A 17,927-nucleotide genomic window follows, 5' to 3' on the forward strand; every position below is an offset into this window, starting at 1 on the left:
GATGTCCCGGCCCACGCCGTTTCCTGACGATGCCTCAGCCGCGCTGCCGGGCGGTGGGCCGCAGCGCGGCGCTCGCCCGGCGCCAGGCCGCCGCCGGCCGCCCGGCCCGCAGCCGCCGGGCCGCCGCCGACCGGCGCCGCGAGAACTCCCACAGCACCCGCACCGCCGAGCGCGGCGCCAGCACCGCCCGTAGCCGTGCGCCCCGCCCCACGCCGGCCCGCAACCCGGCGCGTACGCGCTCGACATCGCCCACCAGTCCGTCGGCCGGCCGGGGCCGGGGCGCGTACAGCACCTGCTCCACGGCCGTGGCCACCCGGTGGGCGGACTCCGCGGCAGCCGCGTCCAGCCGTCCCAGCGCCACGATCCGCGCCGCCGCGTTGCGCGGGGTGCGGGACTCGTCGGGCGGAATGCCGTAATCCCAGGCGGAGTCGGTCAGCTCGCGCCAGACCGCCAGGGTGCGTTCGGTCACTTCGCCGTCCGGGGCCGCGTCCTGCGGTGGCTCGCCGGGCGGAGCCGGATCCGCCGCCGGGGCCGGGTCCGCGTGCCGCCGCGAGGGGCCGAGCCGCCGGGCCCGTACCCGCCGGCGCCACAGCATCGGCGACAAGGGAAGCGCCAGGGCGGCCAGCGCGGCCACCGCCACGCCCGCCACCGTGCCCACCGGAGTGCCGCCGTGCCCCGTGGAGCCGTCGTCGGCTCGCGGGGCGGCCGGCGAGCACCCCTCCAGCTTCTTCATCCGCGGGGTGCAACGGTCCCCCGCCGAGGGGGGCGCCGCCCGCTCCGCGGACCGGTCGGGCAGCGGGGTCGGCGCCCCGGGGTCCTCCGCGGACGGCTCCTGCGCGACCGTGTACTCCGGCGCGGCGCCCCGGCTCGGCGTCGGCTCGAAGCGGGTCCAGCCGGCGCCCTCGAAATACAGCTCCGGCCAGGCGTGCGCGTCCTTGGATCCGACCGACACCGAACCGTCCGACTGCGGCGTCCCCGGCATGAAGCCGACCGCCACCCGGGCGGGGATGCCCAGCGTCCGTGCCATCGCGGCCATCGAGAACGAGAAGTGGACGCAGAAGCCCCGCTTGGCTTCGAGGAACTTCGCCACGGCGCCGCTGCCGCTGCCCGAGTCGACCTCGGTGTCGTAGTGGAAGCCGCCGCTGACCGCGAACCAGTCCTGGAGCTTGACCGCTTGCTCGTACGCGTTCGCCGACCCGGCGGTCACCGTCCGGGCCGTGCGCGCCACCGACTTCGGCAGCGCGGCGGGCACCTTGGTGTACTCGCGCAGCATCTGCTCCGGGGGCGCCGGCGCCGCCGCGAGCTGCGCGGCCGTGGGCTCCACCAGCAGGCTCGACACCTGATAGCGCATGCCCCGGGTGGTCTGCCCCCGGTCGCCGACCAGGGTGCGGCCCTCCGGTTCGTACCGCCACTGCCCGCTGACGCGCACCCGCTCGGCGGGATAGGGGAGGGGCAGGTAGTTCTGCGCGTACGTACCGGCGGCCGCGATCGAGGTGTTGACCGGATCCGCGCGGACCCCCGGGGCGAGGCCGGCGGGGGTGGGCAGCGCGTCCGGCACATCGGTGAGCCGGCGCTCGGCGGACCGCCACGACGCGCCGTCGAACTCATCGAGGGCGACAATGCGCAGATACAGCTCGCGGGCGCTCTCCGTCGAGGTGCGGTAGCGCATGACCTCGCGGTTCTCCGGCTGGTTGAGGCTGTCCTGGAGGGAGACCAGCGGCTTGACCGCGTCGAGCGCGCCGCCGGGTCCGCCGCCGGGGCCGCTGCCCTGGCCGCGCGCCTCCAGCAGTCCGCTCTCCATCGTCGGCAGGACGGCCGGCACCGCCAGCGCGATGCCCAGCGCGAGCGCGCCGATCCGCCGGCCCGTGCGCACCGGGGCGGCGGCGGACGTGGCGGCGGCCGGGTCGGCGCCGCCGCCGAAGACCCGGCCCCACTGGGCGAGCCGGTCCCGGCCCTCGGCGAGGAGCAGCAGCAGATAGCCGGCCGCCGCCGCCAGGAACCACAGCCAGTCCGAGTCGCCCTGGGCCAGGCCCGCCGCCACGGAATACAGCGCGAGCAGGGGCAGCCCGGCGGGGGCGGCGGCGCGGTAGGTCACCGCCAGCGCGTCCACGACCAGGCCGACCACCAGCACGCCGCCGACCAGCATCAGCTTGATGCCCACGGTGGCGGGCGCGGGGATGGCGTACCGGCTGACGTCCTCCGCGCCCTCCTGCAACAGCTGACCGAACTCCCGGAAGACCTCGGGCCCCGGCAGCACCCCGCCGACCGCCTGGGCGCCGGCGAAGACCACGGTGAGCAGGACGAGCGCGACCAGCGCCTGCACGGCCACCGTCAGGGGCCTGGCCAACGCCACCCGGCGGCCGATCGCGCCCACGGCCGTCTGGACGGCCAGCAACAGCGCCGCCTGGAGCATCCACCCGGTGGCCTCGACCAGCGGCAGCATCGCGCACGCCGCCGCCAACGTCGCCACCGCCCCGCACACCGCGATCCGCGCCCGCCCGCTCACAGTGCCCTCTCGCCCGCGCCGGCCGCGCCCACGGGTGTACTGGCCGGGCGACAGGCCGTCGCCGCGCCCACCGCGTTCGAGGTCCACGCGCTCACCGCGACCCCGCCGCCCCCGGCCGTACCCGCCGTCACCGCGCACATCCCGATCGATACCAGCCCGCTCACAGCAACCCCCCGCCGTCCCCGGCCGCGCTCGGCGCGCCCGCGGGCGTGCCCGCCAGGCGCCACAGGTCGGGCAGTGCCGCGCCCGGTGCCACGGGCAGGGCCGTCCAGCCCGCCTCGCCCAGCACTCGCAGTCGTCGCTCGCCGTCCTGGCGGGCCCGTGGGTCCTGGGCGCGGGCGTCCTGGGCCCAGGCGGCCGGGTCCAGGACGAAGGCGACCGCCGTGCCGCTGCGCCGGCGCATCCGCGCGACCAGCGCCGTCTGCCGCTCGTCCAGCGCGCCGAGGAACGCCACCAGCAACCCCTCGCCGCCGCTCCGCAGCACGTCATAGGCGGCCGAGAGCCCCTCGCCGTCGGAGTGGTCCACCACCGCCAGGGTGTCCAGCAGCAGGCCCGCCGCGTCGGCGGAGTCATGGGAGGAGCCGGCATACCCACCCAGGCCGTCCGGGCCCGGCACCGAACTGCCCGTGTCGGTCAGCAGCCGCACCGAGAAGCCCCGCTCCAGCAGATGGACCGCGGCCGAGGCGGCACCGGAGACCGCCCACTCGAAGGGCGCGTCGGGTCCGGCGCCCTCATAGGCGATGCCCCGGGTGTCGAGCAGCACCGTGCAGTGGGCCCGCTGCGGCTGCTCCTCGCGGCGCACCATCAGCTCGCCGTACCGCGCCGTGGAGCGCCAGTGCACCCGGCGCAGGTCGTCGCCGTGGCGGTAGCCGCGGGGGATGACGTCGTCGTCGCCGGCCAGGGCGAGCGACCGCTGCCGCCCGTCGCCGTAACCGGCGGCCTCGCCGCCCAGGCGCGCCGCCGGCAGCGGGTCGACGCGCGGGACGACGGTCAGCGTGTCGTACGCACTGAAGCCACGCGTCAGCTCGCACATCCCGAAGGGGTCCGTCAGCCGCAGCTGCAACGGCCCCAGCGGATAGCGGCCGCGCAGCTCGGCGCGGACCCGGTAGGCCACCTCGCGCCGGCCGCCGGGCTCCACCCGGTCCAGGACGAAGCGGGGCCGGGGCCCCAGGACGTACGGCACCCGGTCCTGGAGCATCAGCAGGCCGGTGGGCAGCCGCGAGACATTGTCGATGCGCAGGTGCACCCGCGCCTCGGCCGCGGCGGACACCCGCGCGGGCGTCAGCCGCCTGCTGCCCGTGACGCGATGGCGCGTGCCGTGCAGCACGATCACGCACACCAGGGGCAGCACGGCCAGTAACAGCCCGACCCGCAGCAGGTCGGACTGGCCCAGGACGTACGAACAGGCGGCCGCGGCGATGCCCGCGGCGAGGAACGAGCGGCCACGGGTGGTCAGCCCGCCGAGCGCGGCCCACAGGCCGCTCCTGGCCTCCCGCTCCCGGCCGCCGCGCGCGGCGGCCGGCGGAGCGCTCTCCCCCTGAACCATCACAGCCTCCGCGGACCCGGTGGCGGCTGGTGGCCCGGCGGCTGCCGCCACTGCTGGGCGGACGGGTCGGGCACGGGGGTGCGCTGGAGGATCTCCAGGACGACCTGCTCGGCCGTGCGCCGGTTCAGCTGGGCCTGGGCGGTCGGCAGCAGTCGGTGCGCCAGCACCGCCACGGCCAGCGCCTGGATGTCGTCGGGGAGGGCGTACTCCCGGCCGGCCAGCGCCGCCGCTGCCTTCGCGGCCCGCACCAGGTGGAGCGTCGCGCGCGGCGACGCGCCGAGTCTGAGCTCGGGGTGGTGGCGGGTCGCGGAGACCAGGTCGACCGCGTACCGCCGGACGGCCTCGGCGACGTGCACCGTGCGGACCGCGTCGACGAGCTTGAGGATGTCGTGGGCGTGCGCGACCGGCTGGAGGTCGTCGAGCGGGGGGACGACGCCGTGCGCGTCGAGCATCCGCAGCTCGGCCTCCGGGCTGGGATAGCCCATCGAGACCCGGGCCATGAAGCGGTCCCGCTGCGCCTCCGGCAGGGGGTACGTGCCCTCCATCTCGACCGGGTTCTGCGTGGCCACCACCATGAACGGGCTGGGCAGCTCATAGGTGTGCCCGTCGACGGTGACCTGCCGCTCCTCCATCGACTCCAGCAGCGCCGACTGGGTCTTGGGCGAGGCGCGGTTGATCTCGTCGCCGATCACGATCTGCGCGAAGATCGCGCCCGGCTTGAACTCGAAGTCGCGCCGCTGCTGGTCGAAGACGCTCACCCCCGTGATGTCGGAGGGGAGCAGGTCCGGCGTGAACTGGATGCGCCGCACCGAGCAGTCGATCGACCGGGCCAGCGCCTTGGCGAGCATGGTCTTGCCCACCCCCGGCACGTCCTCGATCAAGAGGTGTCCCTCGGCGAGCAGCACGGTCAGCGAGAGCCGGACGACCTCGGGCTTGCCCTCGATCACGCCCTCCACCGCCCTGTGGACCCGCTCGGCCGTGGTGGTCAGATCGCTGAGGCTCGCTCGTTCGTCATAGGTCGTCACACGGCCCTCCTCGGCCCGTCCGTCCTGCGGGCCGGCGCCCGGAACCCGGACCGGCCCACCCCGAAATGCGGACACCGCGCCCCCTGAGGGAAAGGCGGCCGCTGCACCCACTCCCGCATTCTGGCCGCCTGCGCGGTGTTCCGTCACCGCCTGTGGACAATCAGTGGCGCGGGTCGATCTCGCGCAGCAGACCCGTCGTCACGTCGAAGACGAATCCGCGCACGTCGTCGGTGTGCGGCAGGAACGGCGAGGTCCGCACGCGCTGCATGGACTGGCGCACATCCTGGTCCAGGTCCTTGAACGCCTCCACCGCCCACGCCGGTCGCTGCCCGACCTCGGCCTCGATCTCGTGCCGGAAGTCCTCGGTCAGGGTCAGCAGACCGCAGCCGGTGTGGTGGATCAGCACCACGGAGCGGGTGCCCAGGGCCCGCTGGCTGATCGTCAGCGAGCGGATGATGTCGTCGGTGACGACCCCGCCGGCGTTGCGGATGGTGTGGCAGTCGCCGAGCTGCAGCCCGAGCGCGGCGTGCAGATCGAGGCGGGCGTCCATACAGGCGACGACGGCGACCTTGAGGACCGGACGAGCGTCCATCCCCGGGTCGGTGAACGCGGAAGCGTACTCGGCGTTGGCCTGAACAAGACGGTCGGTGACTGTGCCTTGTGCCTGGTCATGGGAGTGGCCGGGGCTCTGGGGCGCCGGCTGCGACGCGGATATCGACATAAGAACGAAGGTAGTCGGCCAACGCCGCCCCGGCCCGCCCCCCAGCCGAGAAATCACCCCTGACATGCGCGTCTGTGAGGTAAGCCACAAGGTCACCGACCATGCGGCCGTACGGGTGAGAGGGGTGCGCCCCATGATCACCACGCTCGCCCACCACGCGCTCGTGACCCATTCGCGGCTCGCTCCCCACCCGCCCCACACCCGGGCGGGGACGCGCTGGCCGGTTGGTTGACCGAGGGGACGAGTGGACTAAAGTGGCGCGAAGTGGGAGGCCTCACGCTCCCCTTGGAACCGAAAAACCGCACGTGCGCGACGCGAACGTACTCCTCGGCCTCCTCCCGCTCCCCGGTCGCCCGGCGCCACTTCCCCGGTGCCGGACCGGCCGCTTCCCCTTGGGGCGGGTGGGGACCCGGTGGTACGTACGCCCGCGCCCGATACGGACTCGCCGAATCTCAGAAGGGCGCATGAGCAGCAACGCGCGTCACGTCCCCGTCATGCTCCAGCGCTGTCTGGACATGCTCGCTCCCGCTCTCACCGAGCCCGGCGCCGTCGTCGTCGACTGCACCCTCGGCGCCGGCGGCCACAGCGAGGCGCTGCTCCAGAGGTTCCCGGAGGCCCGGCTCGTCGCGCTCGACCGCGACCCCACCGCCCTGAAGCTCGCCGGCGAGCGCCTCGCCCCCTTCGGCGACCGCGCCACCCTGGTGCGCGCCGTCTACCACGAGCTGCCCGACGTCCTGGAGCGGCTCGGCATCCCCAAGGTCCAGGGCATCCTCTTCGACCTCGGTGTCTCCTCCATGCAGCTGGACGAGGCCGACCGCGGCTTCGCCTACGCCCAGGACGCGCCGCTGGACATGCGCATGGACCAGACGGCGGGCATCAGCGCCGCCGACGTCCTCAACACCTACGCCCCCGGCGACCTGGTGCGCATCCTGCGCAGCTACGGCGAGGAGAAGCAGGCCAAGCGGATCGTCGAGGCCGTCGTCAAGGAACGCGCCAAGGAGCCGTTCACCAACAGCGCCCGCCTGGTGGAGCTCATCCGCGACGCGCTGCCGCAGGCCGCCAAGCGGCACGGCGGCAACCCCGCCAAGCGCACCTTCCAGGCCCTGCGCATCGAGGTCAACGCCGAGCTGGCCAGCGTCGAGGCGGCCATCCCCGCCGCCGTCGCCGCCCTCGCCGTCGGCGGCCGGATCGCCGTGCTGTCCTACCAGTCGCTGGAGGACCGCATCGTCAAGCAGGTCTTCGCCGCCGGCGCCACCAGCACCGCGCCCCCCGGGCTGCCGGTCGTCCCCGAGCAGTACCAGCCCCGCCTGAAGCTGCTCACCCGCGGCGCGGAGCTGCCCACCGAGGAAGAGGTCGCCGAGAACCGGCGGGCCGCCCCCGCCCGGCTGCGAGGTGCCGAACGCATCCGGGAGGACGCCCCATGACGGCCGCGGTCCGCGGCCGGGCCACCCGGCTCGGCCGACTACGGGCCGCGGGGGCCGGGGCGAAACGCACGCCCTTCGTCCTGCTGGTGGTGGTGCTGCTCGGCTCCGGGCTGATCTCACTGCTCCTCCTCAACTCCGCGCTCAACCAGGGCTCCTTCGAGCTCAGCAGGCTCCAGCGCAAGACCACCGAGCTCACCGACGAGCAGCAGGCACTCCAGCAGGAGGTCGACCGGCTCGCCGCCCCCGACGCCCTGGAGCGCCGCGCCCGTGAGCTGGGCATGATCCCCGGCGGCAACCCCGCCTTCCTCGGCCCCGACGGCACCGTCCGCGGCGCCCCCTCCCCGGCCGGCGTCGCCGAGAACGCCGCCTACGCACCCCCGGCCGCACCGCCGCCGCCCCCTCCGCCCCCGCCGCGCGCCCCCGCGCCCGTACCGGCCCCCGCCGCCGCGCCCGCCGCGCCCGTTCCGCCCGCCATGCCGCCGACCGCCCCGAACACCGGCAGGTGACGCTGTGCCGCAAACCCCCGGGGGCCGGCCCCCCAGGCAGTCCGGGCCCCGCCGGAACGTCCCCGGCTCCGGCCGCCCCGCGGGCCGCCCCGCCTCACGCCCGCCCGCCCGCCCGGTCCGCCCCAACCGCCCCCGCGCCGGATCCCGGCCGCTGCGCCTCGGCAGCCCCCGGCCCCGGCTGCGCATGGTCGGCCTCGCGCTCACGCTCGTCCTGCTGGTGTTCACCGTGCGGCTGCTCCAGGTGCAGGCCGTCGACGCCGAGGCGTACGCCGCCCGCGCCAACGTCAACCGCTACATCCCGGTCACCCTGGCCGCCGAGCGCGGCGCCATCACCGACCGGGCCGGCGTCGACCTGGCCACCACCGTGGACGCCTACGACGTCACGGCCGCGCCCGACCTGCTGACGCCCGAGCGGATCAAGACCCAGGGCGCCGCCCGGCAGGCCGCCGCGCTCCTCGCGCCCGTCCTCGCCGAGCGCCCGGAGGTCCTGGAGCGCAAGCTCACCGCCAACCCCAGGTCCCAGTACGTCGTGCTCGCCCGCCGCCAGACCCCCAAGGTCTGGAACCGCATCAAGGAGCTGAAGAAGCAGTCCGCCGAGAAGGCGGCGCACAAGCGGGGCGCCGACGTCCTCGCGGGCATCAACCGCGAACCCCACAGCAAGCGCGTCTACCCCAACGGCGGCCTCGCCGCCGGGATACTGGGCTTCGTGAACGCCGAGGGCCGCGGTGGCGGCGGCATCGAGGCCCAGCTGGACAAGGTGCTGGCCGGCCGGGACGGCAAGCTCGTCTACGCCCAGTCCGGCGGTCGGCAGGTGCCCACCGGGGACGTCAAGGAACAGCCCGCCGTGCCCGGCTCCGACATCGAGCTGACCATCGACCGGGACATCCAGTGGGCCGCCCAGAACGCCATCTCCCACCAGGTGCGGGAGTCGCAGGCCGACCGCGGTTACGTCGTCGTCCAGGACACCCGCACCGGCGAGATCCTCGCCATGGCCAACGCCCCCGGCTACGACCCCAACGACCTCGCCCACGCCGACGGCCGGGCCCTGGGCAACGCCGCCCTCCAGGACGCGTACGAGCCCGGCAGCGTCAGCAAGGTGATGACCATGGCGGCCGTGCTGGAGGAGGGCGCCGCGACCCCCTCGACCCACGTCGAGGTGCCCAACCGGCTGCCCCGCGCCGACCGCTCCTTCGCCGACGACATCGACCACGCCACCTGGCACCTCACCCTCAACGGCGTGCTCGCCAAGTCCAGCAACATCGGCACGATCCTCGCCGCCGAACAGCTCGGCAAGGACCAGGCGCAGGCCAACCGGGTCCTCCACTCCTACCTGCGGAAGTTCGGCATCGGCGAGCCCACCGGCCTCGGCTTCCCGGGCGAGACGCCCGGCATCCTCGCCAAGCCGCAGAAGTGGAGCGCCTCCCAGCAGTACACGATCCCCTTCGGCCAGGGCCTGTCGCTCAACGCCGTGCAGGCCGCGTCCGTCTACTCCACGATCGCCGGCGGCGGCGAGCGCGTGCAGCCCTCCCTGGTGCGCGGCACCAAGGGCCCCGACGGCCGCTTCACCCCCGCCCCCACCCCGCGGCGCACCCGCGTCGTCAGCGAGAAGACCGCCAAGGCCCTCTCCACGATGCTGGAGTCCGTCGTCGACGACCGGGACGGCACCGGCAACAAGGCGAAGATCCCCGGCTACCGCGTCGCGGGCAAGACCGGCACCTCCAACCGGGTGGACCCGCGGACCGGCCGCTACCACGGCTACACCGCCTCCTTCGCCGGATTCGCCCCCGCCGACCAGCCCCGGGTGACCGTCTACTGCGCCATCCAGAATCCGACCGCCGGGAGTTACTTCGGTGGCCAGATCTGCGGCCCGGTCTACAAGCAGGTGATGGAATTCGCGCTCAAGACCCTCCAGGTCCCGCCGTCCGGCACCCAGCCGCCGCGGCTGCCGGTCAGCTACGGCGACGAGTGAGCCGGGGCCCGGCGTGACGACCATCACTCCCGATCCCGGGAACCGGGGCCCGGCACGCCCCTCGCTTCGCGACGGGGCGGGTGCGCCCGGTACGCTCACCGCCGTGCCACACGCTGATCAGTCCCAGACCACCCAGGACGCCCCCGCCGTGCCGCAGGGAGCGCCCCGCCCCACCCGGGTCCGCCCCGCGCCCCTCGCGGAGCTGGCCGGTCAGCTGGGCATCGCCGCTCCAGGTGACGCCGCCGTCACCGGGATCACCCACGACTCACGGGCCGTGCGGCCGGGCGACCTCTACGCCGCGCTGCCCGGCGCCCGCTTCCACGGCGCCGACTTCGCCCCCCAGGCCGTCGGCCTCGGGGCCGTCGCCGTGCTGACCGACCCGTCGGGCGCCGACCGCGCCGCCGCGACCGGCCTGCCCGTTCTCACCGTCGACGACCCGCGCGGCCGGATGGGCGAGCTCGCGGCGACGATCTACGGACAGCCGGGCCGCGACCTGCTCCAGATCGGGATCACCGGCACGTCCGGCAAGACCACCACCGCGTACCTCATCGAGGGCGGCCTCAGGGCCGCCGGCGGGCTCACGGGCCTGATCGGCACCGTCGAGTCCCGCATCGGCGACGAGCGTCTGAAGTCCGAGCGCACCACGCCCGAGGCCACCGACCTCCAGGCGCTCTTCGCCGTCATGCGCGAACGCGGCGTCCGCTCGGTCGCCATGGAGGTCTCCAGCCACGCCCTGGTGCTCGGCCGCGTCGACGGCTGCGTCTTCGACGTCGCCGTCTTCAACAACCTCAGCCCGGAGCACATGGAGTTCCACACCGGCATGGAGGACTACTTCCAGGCCAAGGCGGAGCTCTTCACCAAGGCGCGCAGCCGCGTCGGCGTCGTCAACCTCGACGACGAGTACGGCCGCCGGCTCGCCGAGGGCGTCTCCGAGGTCCCGGTCACCACCTTCTCCGCCGAGGGCCACCCCGACGCCGACTGGCGCGCCGCCGACGTCGAGATCGGGCCGTTCGACTCGACCTTCACGGTCCTGGGCCCCCACGGCGAGTCCGTACGGGCCCGGTCGCCGCTGGCCGGCCCGTTCAACGTGGCCAACGCCCTCGCCGCCATCACCGCCCTGGTCGCCGCCGGGATCGACCCGCGGACCGCCGCCGACGGCGTCGCCGCCGTCCCCGGCGTCCCCGGCCGCCTGGAGCGCGTCGACGCCGGCCAGCCCTACCTCGCCGTCGTCGACTACGCCCACAAGACGGACGCCGTCGAATCGGTTCTCCGCGCCCTGCGCAAGGTCACCGACGGCCGCATCCACGCCGTCCTGGGCTGCGGCGGCGACCGCGACACGACCAAGCGCGCCCCGATGGGCGCCGCGCTGGCCCGGCTCGCCGACACCGCCGTGCTGACCTCCGACAACCCCCGCTCCGAGGACCCCCTCGCGATCCTCGCCACCATGCTCGCCGGCGCCGCCGAGGTCCCCGCCCACGAGCGCGGCACGGTCCTCCTCGCGGAGGAGCGGGCCGACGCCATCGCCGCCGCGGTCGCCCGCGCCGAACCCGGCGACACCGTCCTCGTCCTCGGCAAGGGCCACGAACAGGGCCAGGACATCGCCGGAGTCGTACGCCCATTCGACGACCGTCAGGTGCTGCGCGAGGCCATCGAAGCCGCGCGCAGCACGCCACGGTCGTCGACCACGAACCGGAACGACCAGGGATGACAGACCGCCATGCGCGCACAACCCTCCCCCCGGAAGCTCTCCCGAACGGCCGGAGGTAAATCTCAGTGATCGCTCTGTCCCTCGCCGAGATCGCCGCCATCGTCGGCGGGCAGCAGCACGACATACCGGACCCGGGCCGCACGGCCGACGGTCCGGTCGTGATCGACTCCCGTGACGTACGGCCCGGCAGCCTCTTCGCCGCGCTGCCCGGCGACAACGTCGACGGCCACGACTACGCCGCGCGCGCCGTCGCCGCCGGCGCGGCCGCCGTGCTGGCCACGCGGCCCGTCGGCGTCCCCGCCATCGTGGTCGACGACGTCGTCGCCGCCCTCGGCGCGCTGGCCCGCAACGTCGTGGAGAGGCTCGGCACCACCGTCGTCGCGCTCACCGGCTCCGCAGGCAAGACCAGCACCAAGGACCTGATCGCCCAGCTGCTGGAGCGCCTCGGTCCCACCGTGTGGACCCCCGGCTCGCTCAACAACGAGATCGGCCTGCCGCTCACCGCGCTCTCCGCCGACGCCGCCACCCGCACCCTCGTGCTCGAAATGGGAGCGCGCGGAATCGGCCACATCCGCTACCTCACCGAGATCACCCCGCCGCGCATCGGCGTCGTGCTCAACGTCGGCACCGCCCACGTCGGCGAGTTCGGCGGCCGCGAGCAGATCGCCGTCGCCAAGGGCGAGCTCGTCGAGGCGCTGCCGGCGGCCGCCGAGGGCGGCATCGCCGTCCTCAACGCCGACGACCCCCTCGTACGCGCCATGAGCAGCCGCACCAAGGCCCGCATCGTCCTCTTCGGCGAGGCCGCCGACGCCGACGTACGCGCCGAGAACGTCCACCTCACCGCCACCGGCCAGCCGTCCTTCACGCTTCACACACCCACCGGGTGCGGGGACGTGACCATGCGGCTGTACGGTGAGCACCACGTGTCGAACGCGCTCGCCGCCGCCGCCGTCGCCCATGAGCTGGGCATGCCCGCGTCCGAGATCGCCACCGCGCTCTCCGGGGCGGGCCAGCTCTCCCGCTGGCGGATGGAGGTCACCGAGCGCGCGGACGGCGTGACGATCGTCAACGACGCCTACAACGCGAACCCCGAATCCATGAGAGCCGCGCTGCGCGCGCTGGCCGCCATGGGCCGAGCCGCCACGGCGCGGGGGGGCCGCACGTGGGCCGTGCTCGGTCAGATGGCCGAACTCGGCGAAGAATCACTCGCCGAGCACGACGCGGTCGGACGGCTCGCCGTCCGGCTCAACGTCAGCAAGCTCGTGGCAGTCGGGGGCAGGGAAGCGGCCTGGTTGCAGATGGGCGCTTACAACGAGGGTTCGTGGGGTGAGGAGTCGGTGCACGTGTCCGACGCGCAGGCGGCGGTCGACCTGTTGCGCAGCGAGCTGCGCACGGGTGACGTCGTGCTGGTGAAGGCGTCCAGGTCGGTCGGCCTGGAGCGGGTCGCGCAGCAGCTGCTCAGCGGCGAGGGCGAGGTCCGGGGCTGATGAACCAGATCCTCTTCGCGGGTGTCATCGGTCTTCTGCTGACCCTGATCGGCACCCCGCTGCTGATCAAGTTCCTCGCCCGCAAGGGCTACGGCCAGTTCATCCGTGACGACGGCCCGCGCGAGCACCACAGCAAGCGCGGCACCCCCACCATGGGTGGCATCGCCTTCATCCTGGCGACCCTCATCGCCTACGCGCTGACGAAGGTCATCACCAGCCACCAGCCGACCATCTCCGGCGTGCTGGTGCTGTTCCTGATGGCGGGCATGGGCCTGGTCGGCTTCCTCGACGACTACATCAAGATCGTCAAGCAGCGTTCGCTGGGCCTGCGCGCCAAGGCGAAGATGGCCGGCCAGCTGATCGTCGGCATCGCCTTCGCCGTGCTCGCGCTCCAGTTCTCCGACACCCGCGGCCAGACCCCGGCCTCCACCAAGCTGTCCTTCACCCAGGACTTCGGCTGGTCCGTCGGCCCGGTCATCTTCGTGGTCTGGGCGCTGTTCATGATCCTCGCGATGTCGAACGGCGTGAACCTCACCGACGGCCTCGACGGCCTGGCCACCGGCGCGTCCGTGATGGTCTTCGGCGCCTACGTCTTCATCGGCACCTGGCAGCACGGCCAGTCCTGCGGCAACTCCCTGACCGCCGGCGCCGCCTGCTACGAGGTCCGGGACCCGCTCGACCTCGCGGTCGTCGCCTCGGCGCTGATGGGCTCCTGCTTCGGCTTCCTGTGGTGGAACACCTCGCCCGCCAAGATCTTCATGGGTGACACCGGATCGCTCGCCCTCGGCGGCGCCCTCGCGGGACTGGCCATCTGCTCCCGCACCGAGCTGCTCCTCGCCCTCCTCGGCGGCCTGTTCGTCCTGATCACCATGTCCGTCGTGATCCAGGTCGGCTCCTTCCGCCTCACCGGGAAGCGTGTCTTCCGGATGGCGCCGCTCCAGCACCACTTCGAACTCAAGGGGTGGAGCGAAGTCCTTGTGGTGGTCCGGTTCTGGATCATCCAGGGCCTGTGCGTGGCCGTCGGACTGGGAATCTTCTACGCGGGATGGCTGGCCATCAAGTGAGTTTCAGCGGCAAGAACATCACCGTCGCCGGCCTCGGCGTGAGCGGCATCAGCGCCGCCCGCGCCCTGGCCGGCCTCGGCGCCCGGGTGACCGTGGTCGACGGCGGCGACGGCGAGGCGCTGCGCGAGCGCGCCGCGTCCCTCACGGACCAGGGCATCGCCGTCCGCCTCGCCGACGCCGAGACCCTCCCCGAGGGGACGGACCTCGTCGTCACCTCGCCGGGCTGGAAGCCCGACAGCCCGCTCTTCGCGGCCGCCGCGGAGGCGGGCGTCGACGTGGTCGGCGACGTCGAGATCGCCTGGCGCCTGCGCGGTGAGCACGCCGCACCCTGGCTCGCGGTCACCGGCACCAACGGCAAGACCACCACCGTGCAGATGCTCGCCTCCATCCTGGAGGCCGCCGGGCTGCGCACGGCCGCCGTCGGCAACATCGGCACCCCGATCATCGACGTCGTCCTGGGCGACGAGCCGTACGACGTCCTCGCCGTCGAGCTCTCCAGCTACCAGCTGCACTGGGCGCCGTCGGTCCGCCCGCACTCCGCGGCCGTCCTCAACCTCGCCCCGGACCACCTCGACTGGCACGGCTCGATGCGCGCGTACGCCGTCGACAAGGGCCGGATCTTCCACGGCAACCAGGTCGCCTGCGTCTACAACGCCGACGACCCGGCCACCGAGCGGCTCGTCGAGCAGGCCGACGTCGAGGAGGGCTGCCGCGCCATCGGCTTCACCCTCGGCGCCCCCGGTCTCTCCGAGCTCGGTGTGGTCGAGGGCCTCCTCGTCGACCGCGCCTTCGTGGCCGACCGGCGGACGCACGCCCAGGAGCTCGCCGAGGTCTCCGACGTGACCCCGGCCGCCCCGCACAACATCGCCAACGCCCTCGCCGCCGCCGCCCTCGCCCGCGCCTTCGGCGTCCAGCCCGCGGCCGTACGCGACGGCCTGCGCGCCTTCACCCCCGACGCCCACCGCATCGCCCACGTCGCCGACGTCGACGGCGTCGCCTACGTGGACGACTCCAAGGCCACCAACACCCACGCCGCCGAGGCGTCCCTGGCGGCGTACGGGTCGATCGTGTGGATCGCGGGCGGCCTCGCCAAGGGCGCCACCTTCGACGAGCTCGTCACCAGGTCGGCGAAGCGGCTGCGCGGCGTCGTCCTGATCGGCGCCGACCGGGCCCTGATCGGTGAAGCGCTGGCGCGACACGCCCCGGATGTGCCGGTGGTCGACCTCGACCGGACCGACACTGGGGCGATGGCCGCGGCGGTACGCGAAGCGGCCCGGCTCGCCGGACCGGGGGACACCGTGCTCATGGCCCCGGCGTGCGCCTCGATGGACATGTTCGTCAACTACAACAAGCGCGGCGAGGCCTTCGCCGAGGCCGTCCGGGCCCTCGCCGCGGACGAGTAGCCGCACGGTCCCCGCGGCGCGGGCGGGCGGCACGGGAGACCAGCGGAGGGACACCCGGATGCACGCCGACGACATCGCGGGACCGCGGGGCGGCCGACCCGCCCTGCGCGGGTCCGCCGCACGCCCCCGCACCACGCAAGGCCCCCGTGCGCCCCGCCCGGCCCGCGCGGGCGGCGGGGGACCCCGCCGGCCCGGACCGCCGCGCGGCACCGTGCTGGGCGGCCTCAGGGGCCTGCACACCCGTGCCAGGCGGGCCTGGGACCGGCCGCTGACCGCCTACTACCTGGTGCTCGGCGGATCCCTGCTGATCATCGTGCTCGGTCTGGTGATGGTCTACTCCGCCTCCCAGATCAAGGCCATGCAGAACGGCCTGCCGCCCAGCTTCTTCTTCCGCAAGCAGCTGCTGGCCGCCGCCATCGGCGCCGTGCTGCTGCTGGCGGCCGCCCGCATGCCCGTGAAGCTGCTGCGGGCCTTCGCCTACCCCGCGCTCGCCGGCTCGCTCTTCCTGCTCTGCCTGGTCCAGGTGCCCGGCATCGGCGAGACCATCAACGGCAACACCAACTGGATCTCCCTGGGCGGCCCCTTCCAGCTCCAGCCCAGCGAGTTCGCCAAGCTCGCCCTCGTCCTGTGGGGCGCCGACCTGCTGGCACGTAAACAGGTCAAGAAGCTCCTCACCCAGTGGAAACACCTGCTGGTCCCGCTGGTGCCCGTCACCTTCGTGCTGCTCGGCCTGATCATGCTGGGCGGCGACATGGGCACCACCGTCGTCCTCACCACCGTGCTGCTGGGGCTTTTGTGGGTGGCCGGGGCGCCGACCCGGCTCTTCTCCGGGGTGTTCGGCGTCACCGCCGTGCTCGCGTTCCTGTTCATCAAGACCAGCGCCAACCGCATGTCCCGGCTCGCCTGCATCGGCGCCACCGAGCCCGGCACCCACGACCAGTGCTGGCAGGCCGTGCACGGAATCTACGCGCTGGCCAACGGAGGCTGGTTCGGTGCCGGACTCGGCGCCAGTGTGGAGAAATGGGGCGAACTCCCCGAACCCCACACCGACTTCATCTTCGCCATCACCGGCGAGGAACTGGGCCTGGCGGGGACGCTGTCGGTACTCGCCCTCTTCGCGGCTCTAGGCTATGCGGGTATCCGCGTGGCCGGACGCACGGAGGACCCCTTCGTGAGGTACGCCGCGGGAGGTGTGACCACCTGGATCACGGCCCAGGCCGTGGTCAACATCGGTGCGGTGCTCGGCCTGCTGCCGATCGCCGGTGTCCCGCTCCCGCTGTTCTCCTACGGAGGGTCCGCCCTGCTGCCGACCATGTTCGCCATCGGACTGCTGATCGCCTTCGCGCGCGACGAACCCGGTGCGCGAGCGGCACTGGCCATGCGGCAGCCTGGGGTGAGATGGAAGACGATGAGACGGCGCGTCAAGAAGCGACCGTCCGGAGAGCGGTGAATTTCGGTGCATGTCGTACTCGCCGGTGGGGGGACCGCCGGCCACATCGAGCCCGCGCTCGCCCTCGCGGACGCCCTGCGCAGGCAGGACCCGACCGTGGGGATCACGGCGCTCGGCACGGAGCGGGGTCTGGAGACCCGGCTCGTGCCCGAGCGGGGCTATGAACTGGGACTGATCCCCGCCGTACCCCTGCCTCGCAAGCCCACACCCGAGCTGATCACCGTCCCCGGACGGCTGCGCGGCACCATCAAGGCCGCCGAGCAGATCCTGGAGCGGACCAAGGCGGACTGCGTGGTCGGCTTCGGCGGCTATGTGGCCCTGCCCGGTTACCTGGCCGCCAAGCGGCTCGGAGTGCCGATCGTGGTGCACGAGGCCAACGCCCGGCCCGGCCTCGCCAACAAGATCGGCTCGCGCTACGCCTCGGCCGTCGCGGTGTCGACGCCGGACAGCAAGCTGCGCAACGCCCGCTATGTCGGCATCCCGCTGCGCCGCACCATCGCCACGCTCGACCGGGCCGCGGCGCGTCCCGAGGCGCGGGCGTACTTCGGGCTCGACCCCAACATCCCGACGCTGCTGGTCTCCGGCGGTTCGCAGGGCGCCCGCCGGCTGAACGAGGTCGTCCAGGCGGTCGCCCCGGCGCTCCAGCGCTCCGGCATCCAGATCCTGCACGCGGTCGGTCCGAAGAACGACCTGCCGCATGTGGACAACATGCCCGGTATGCCGCCCTATGTCCCGGTACCGTACGTGGACCGCATGGATCTCGCGTACGCCGCCGCCGACATGATGCTCTGCCGCGCGGGCGCCATGACCGTCGCCGAGCTGTCCGCCGTCGGGCTGCCGGCCGCCTACGTCCCGCTGCCCATCGGCAACGGCGAACAGCGGCTCAACGCCCAGCCGGTGGTCAAGGCGGGCGGTGGCCTGCTGGTCGACGACGCCGACCTGACCCCCGAATGGGTGCAGAGCCAGGTGCTCCCGGTGCTCGCCGACCCGCACCGGCTGTACGAGATGTCCCGCGCCGCCTCCGAGTTCGGGCGCCGCGACGCCGACGAGCTGCTCGTCGGCATGGTGTACGAGGCGATTGCCGCACGCAGAGCGGGCTGAGGTGCCCGTAGGAGCAG

General features: G+C 73.8%; 13 protein-coding genes. 9 read left to right on the forward strand and 4 right to left on the reverse strand.

Going from position 1 to position 17,927, the window contains the following annotated elements:
- Positions 1-34 precede the first annotated feature (34 nt).
- From ACZ303_RS00635 to ACZ303_RS00650, 4 genes are all read right to left on the reverse strand, one after another.
- Complete coding sequence (locus ACZ303_RS00635) at positions 35-2,506, reverse strand: transglutaminase TgpA family protein (RefSeq protein WP_467334584.1); 2,472 nt, start codon at positions 2,504-2,506, stop codon at positions 35-37.
- 160 nt (positions 2,507-2,666) lie between these two features.
- Positions 2,667-4,052 carry a DUF58 domain-containing protein gene (locus ACZ303_RS00640; RefSeq protein WP_467333569.1) on the reverse strand — a complete coding sequence of 462 codons (1,386 nt, stop codon included), beginning with the start codon at positions 4,050-4,052 and terminating at the stop codon, positions 2,667-2,669.
- The gene (locus tag ACZ303_RS00645) at positions 4,052-5,077 is read right to left on the reverse strand and encodes an AAA family ATPase (protein WP_467333571.1); all 1,026 of its coding nucleotides are present in this window, start codon (positions 5,075-5,077) and stop codon (positions 4,052-4,054) included. Before ACZ303_RS00645 ends, ACZ303_RS00640 begins: the two co-directional genes overlap by 1 nt.
- Before the next feature lie 160 nt (positions 5,078-5,237).
- A complete protein-coding gene (locus ACZ303_RS00650; protein WP_467333572.1) occupies positions 5,238-5,798 on the reverse strand; it encodes a beta-class carbonic anhydrase in 561 nt (186 codons plus the stop codon).
- 464 nt (positions 5,799-6,262) lie between these two features.
- Between ACZ303_RS00650 and rsmH the strand changes: the two genes are divergently transcribed.
- From rsmH to murG, 9 genes are all read left to right on the forward strand, one after another.
- Positions 6,263-7,222, forward strand: a complete 960-nt coding sequence (gene rsmH / locus ACZ303_RS00655; protein WP_467333573.1) for a 16S rRNA (cytosine(1402)-N(4))-methyltransferase RsmH — start codon at positions 6,263-6,265, stop codon at positions 7,220-7,222.
- Positions 7,219-7,728, forward strand: a complete 510-nt coding sequence (gene ftsL, locus ACZ303_RS00660; protein WP_467333574.1) for a cell division protein FtsL — start codon at positions 7,219-7,221, stop codon at positions 7,726-7,728. The genes rsmH and ftsL overlap by 4 nt, the downstream gene beginning before the upstream one ends.
- A gap of 4 nt (positions 7,729-7,732) precedes the next feature.
- Positions 7,733-9,697 (forward strand): peptidoglycan D,D-transpeptidase FtsI family protein, encoded by a 1,965-nt coding sequence (locus tag ACZ303_RS00665; protein WP_467333576.1) that lies wholly within the window; start codon positions 7,733-7,735, stop codon positions 9,695-9,697.
- Between the two features lie 13 nt (positions 9,698-9,710).
- Positions 9,711-11,405 carry a UDP-N-acetylmuramoyl-L-alanyl-D-glutamate--2,6-diaminopimelate ligase gene (locus ACZ303_RS00670; RefSeq protein WP_467333578.1) on the forward strand — a complete coding sequence of 565 codons (1,695 nt, stop codon included), beginning with the start codon at positions 9,711-9,713 and terminating at the stop codon, positions 11,403-11,405.
- A gap of 65 nt (positions 11,406-11,470) precedes the next feature.
- Positions 11,471-12,892, forward strand: a complete 1,422-nt coding sequence (locus ACZ303_RS00675; RefSeq protein WP_467333580.1) for a UDP-N-acetylmuramoyl-tripeptide--D-alanyl-D-alanine ligase — start codon at positions 11,471-11,473, stop codon at positions 12,890-12,892.
- On the forward strand, positions 12,892-13,956 hold the full coding sequence (gene mraY, locus ACZ303_RS00680) for a phospho-N-acetylmuramoyl-pentapeptide-transferase (protein WP_467333582.1): 1,065 nt from the start codon (positions 12,892-12,894) through the stop codon (positions 13,954-13,956). Before ACZ303_RS00675 ends, mraY begins: the two co-directional genes overlap by 1 nt.
- Entirely contained in the window at positions 13,938-15,359 is a 1,422-nt protein-coding gene (murD, locus tag ACZ303_RS00685) for a UDP-N-acetylmuramoyl-L-alanine--D-glutamate ligase (protein ID WP_467333584.1), read from the forward strand. The genes mraY and murD overlap by 19 nt, the downstream gene beginning before the upstream one ends.
- Before the next feature lie 58 nt (positions 15,360-15,417).
- On the forward strand, positions 15,418-16,809 hold the full coding sequence (gene ftsW, locus ACZ303_RS00690; protein ID WP_467333586.1) for a putative lipid II flippase FtsW: 1,392 nt from the start codon (positions 15,418-15,420) through the stop codon (positions 16,807-16,809).
- A gap of 6 nt (positions 16,810-16,815) precedes the next feature.
- Positions 16,816-17,910, forward strand: coding sequence for an undecaprenyldiphospho-muramoylpentapeptide beta-N-acetylglucosaminyltransferase (murG, locus tag ACZ303_RS00695; RefSeq protein WP_467333588.1), 1,095 nt, complete (start codon positions 16,816-16,818; stop codon positions 17,908-17,910).
- The last annotated feature ends 17 nt before the right edge of the window (positions 17,911-17,927 follow it).

Source organism: Streptomyces sp. NPDC023527, assembly GCF_055560115.1.